This is a genomic window from Bacillus sp. AY2-1, assembly GCF_008368965.1.
Taxonomy (GTDB): Bacteria; Bacillota; Bacilli; order Bacillales; family Bacillaceae_G; genus Bacillus_A; species Bacillus_A thuringiensis_S.
On sequence record NZ_QPEL01000306.1, the window covers coordinates 1 to 3,590 of the forward strand.

The window sequence follows — 3,590 nt, forward strand, 5'->3', positions numbered from 1 at the left end:
TTTTTATTTTTAGATGAATTGTGATGAACAATATTATTACGAATAATTCTATTTCGTTCCTGATTTAAGGTAGTTACTAAAGATACTCTCTCATGTCCAATAAGAACAATGCTAATATTGCTTCCTGTTCCAGTAATATAAATACCAATAGGGGGTTCGTTAACTTTTATTGATTTTAAATTGTGAAATTCTATTCCTTTTACTTGAATATAATTTTTCCCCTCTAATTTGATTTTAGAATCATCGAGAATTACTTTTTCATCCTGGTAATTCTGAAAAGTAATCGGTGCTCCTGAGACCCCAGAATGAGCTACATGTACCTTTTGGTTATAAACTCCGCCTTTATGTAGATTGTGCTTCCTTCTGTGGTGACATTAGTAGTAGCAAAAGGTTGATTCCATGTGCTTAGATTACTGTTGTTTCCTGCTGGTGATAAATAGTAATTTGTAACAGTCTTTACACTATTATTGAATGGTGCTGGAAGTGTAAGAATTAACATATTGAAAGAAAATATTGTTTTATATTTCATCATTATCCGCTTTTTATATGAATTCCTTCTCAACTATATAGTTAAAAGTGACGATTTATATCTTGTATTAAAGAAAATATTTACTTAAAACCCTAGGAGTGGTTTGGCACACTGAGGAAAAGTTAAAAAGCCAAACAAGTGCTATCCGCTTTAATAGGTGATAAGTTTATATTCTTACCTCTTGTACTCAAATCAACTGGTGAGGTATTTTACGTGTTTCTTGTGTTGAGTGTACCAGATGCAATTGGTGGTCATAAATCAGTTTTTCAAAAACTGATTAGGGGGATTAATGGTAGAATGTGAATAGAATTATAACATTGCTAAAAATGAAATGGTTTTGAAATTTTATATAAATGGAAAAGTAGGTTATGATTTCAGACGAAATGAGGATTCTTATCGAACTAATTAATTTAAAAGATTCATAGGTTATTGAAGTGTGTGGGGGAAGTGAAAACCTTTATATTTATGCCGATTCTTAGGAATGCTAAAAGTATCTAATCAAGAAATTAAACGGATTTATTAACTTAATAATTGCTGGTAGGTTTTGGGTTTGTTACAATATTAATAATTTATAATGTAAGGAGAGAAGTGGATGGGAAAGTTAGGGTTGAAAGAGGTTAATAGCGTTATTTCATATATAGGAGGAAGTGGAGGATATTTAAGAGGGTTTTCATACGCAACTCATGCTCAATTTTATCCGGAATACTGTAATTTAGATATAGATCCAACTGAATACGGCTCAACTACAAGAAAAAGGTTTATTAAAATTTTGACGGATTCGGCCCCACTAGATCAGGCTAAAATTCTTAGTGGAGTATTAAATAAATTTCCCTTAACTGAATTTGAAGAATTATCGAATGATGGAATTATAAGTAAATATGAGTATGAGGCAAAAATCAGACTTCACGAAAAGATTGTGGAATGGATGGACGGACGGACTTAAAGGACTGGATTTAATTAAATTAGATGAATCAATTTATGACTTCGAGTTTGTTAAAGAAGTTTTAGATCAAGCAGATACGTTAATATCTAACCATTCTTATGGTAGTGCGATAGACAGAACACACACAGCTCTTCATTCCTATCTTAAACAATTATGTAATAATGCTGAATTGGAATTTGAAGACTCCCTCGTTGATATGCAGGCTTTGTGGAGTAAGATAAGAAATGAGCATCCTAATTTCTTAATTGATTCTTCTGAGCATTACAAACCTATTAACCAAATAGTTAATGCAATAATGAAGTTATTAAAAAACATAAATGATATTCGTAATAGCCAAAGTTTTTCTCACCCTAACGAGGAAATTATTGAGGAGAAGGAGGCGCAACTCGTCATAAATCTTACTAGAGTAGTGCTTCAGTACATTGACAATAAAGTATCTAAATGAAGTCCAAAAGATCCTGGAAACTATTAAAATATTAAGTATAACTTGTGCTCATATAATCTAGTTAATTAAGCAGGGAACAAATTTACAAAATGAAGGATAGTGAGAATATGAATGATGGCACCTTTTATGTAATAAATATTTTGGATGGAAATAGTTATATAGAGCTTAATTTAGATGATTTTGTAGCGTTTGATATAGCTACTGCCGATATAGATTCTTCAAATAATTTTCTACATAAATTATGGGAGAATTTTAATAATAAATTTAGCCCCGAAGGAATGTCTCATTGTCCATGGGCATACTTTCCAGAAAAATATTTGTTTAAGAAAGTTAGCTTTACCTATTTTGGCTCTATAAGAACATCAGTTGGATATATACATGCAGGGGTTTCATATAAAAAAAGAGGAACTATTGAAAAATTATATTTATTCTCAGCTGATATGAATTTAAATACAGATGGAATTTTCTCTATCTTAAAAAAACTCGTAAAAGATGCCATAGAGAATAATGATACTATGAAAAATTACTATATACATTGTGAAATTTCTTCCCAATTTACTAAAGATAATGTCTTGATTGAGAGTTATAAAGGAAAAAACTTTATCATCGATATTTCTAATGAACGAAATAAATTAATTTTTCAAATTTCAGCACTTAATCATACAGACGCAATGAACTTAGCGCTAAAAAAGGTTGATTTTATTTTAGAATTCCTATCAATTGAGACAAATGCTTTATTTGAGTATAGTGAATTGGAGTTTTGTGGAGAATTTACAAAACAAATGAACACTAAATTAAAGAGTTTATTTCAAAATAATTATATTTGGAATAATGAAATAGATAAAAATCTATTCATAGATTTTTATCCAATAGTGAATGAAAAGCTGTTACTTTCTAAAGAGGCCATAAAGATGATTGATAAAATATTAACTGGTGAACCGCAATCCGATGATTTATTTTATGTATTTTTAAAAAGTTGCTATCATTTTAGGAATAGTTTGCGGAATGAACTTTATATACAAAATGAGACGTTAATAGTAAATGATTTATATGTATTAACAAAAGAAAAAATAGAAAATAACATTAAAACAATTATTGATGGAACTGTGACAGGTTACTTATCATCCATAGAAACAGTGACTTCAAATATTTCCATATCAAATATTGAAAAATGCATCTCTTGTGGTCAGTTAAAGTACAGTATAACTAATCGTATCAAAACTTTTATAGATAGATATCTACAAGAAGGGTATGGTGATATATTTAAAAAAATATATCACTTAAGATCTCTATACTTACACACTGGTGAATCATGCGCAAGTAAATATATTCCACCTGTTAGACCTTTATTAGATAAAGAAACAGGTACTGGTGCTGTAGACTATAATGGTATATCTGTAAGTTTGAATGGTAGAAGTTTTTCTTTTAGTATTGTTAATATACGCGAGTGGGTTAGTTACAGTTTAAGAAATTATTATAAGCAAGAATTATCTATAGTGTAGTAATAAACTATATCTTTTACGTACTGATAGGTTTATAATCAGGATGTTTTTGAAAACATCGATAACTGGATAAATTGTATATATATTATTATTTAGCGAACAAATGAGCATTCATACTTTTTATATCAGCTCTTGTTATTATTGTTATACCTATATTATATAATTTTTAAC

The 3,590-nt window shown here is 29.2% G+C and carries 3 protein-coding genes and 1 pseudogene; 3 read left to right on the forward strand and 1 reads right to left on the reverse strand.

The features are described from left to right. A pseudogene (locus DN403_RS32105) lies at positions 1 to 529 on the reverse strand (DUF5123 domain-containing protein); the annotation flags it as partial. Positions 530 to 1,121: 592 nt separating this feature from the next. On the opposite strand from DN403_RS32105, the gene DN403_RS32110 reads away from it, so the two are divergent. The 3 genes from DN403_RS32110 to DN403_RS30685 all read left to right on the forward strand — a co-directional run bounded on the left by DN403_RS32110 (position 1,122) and on the right by DN403_RS30685 (position 3,419). Beyond that, a complete protein-coding gene (locus DN403_RS32110) occupies positions 1,122 to 1,472 on the forward strand; it encodes a hypothetical protein (RefSeq protein ID WP_255452092.1) in 351 nt (116 codons plus the stop codon). After that, positions 1,414 to 1,917, forward strand: a complete 504-nt coding sequence (locus DN403_RS32115) for an abortive infection family protein (RefSeq protein WP_255452093.1) — start codon at positions 1,414 to 1,416, stop codon at positions 1,915 to 1,917. The genes DN403_RS32110 and DN403_RS32115 overlap by 59 nt, the downstream gene beginning before the upstream one ends. A 107-nt stretch (positions 1,918 to 2,024) precedes the next feature. Continuing rightward, complete coding sequence (locus tag DN403_RS30685; RefSeq protein WP_142305929.1) at positions 2,025 to 3,419, forward strand: hypothetical protein; 1,395 nt, start codon at positions 2,025 to 2,027, stop codon at positions 3,417 to 3,419. The last annotated feature ends 171 nt before the right edge of the window (positions 3,420 to 3,590 follow it).

Coding starts and splice junctions, on each gene's coding strand:
- DN403_RS32110 (WP_255452092.1), top strand. CDS start 1,122: ATGGGAAAGTTAGGGTTGAAAGAGGTTAATAGCGTTATTTCATATATA.
- DN403_RS32115 (WP_255452093.1), top strand. CDS start 1,414: ATGAGGCAAAAATCAGACTTCACGAAAAGATTGTGGAATGGATGGACG.
- DN403_RS30685 (WP_142305929.1), top strand. CDS start 2,025: ATGAATGATGGCACCTTTTATGTAATAAATATTTTGGATGGAAATAGT.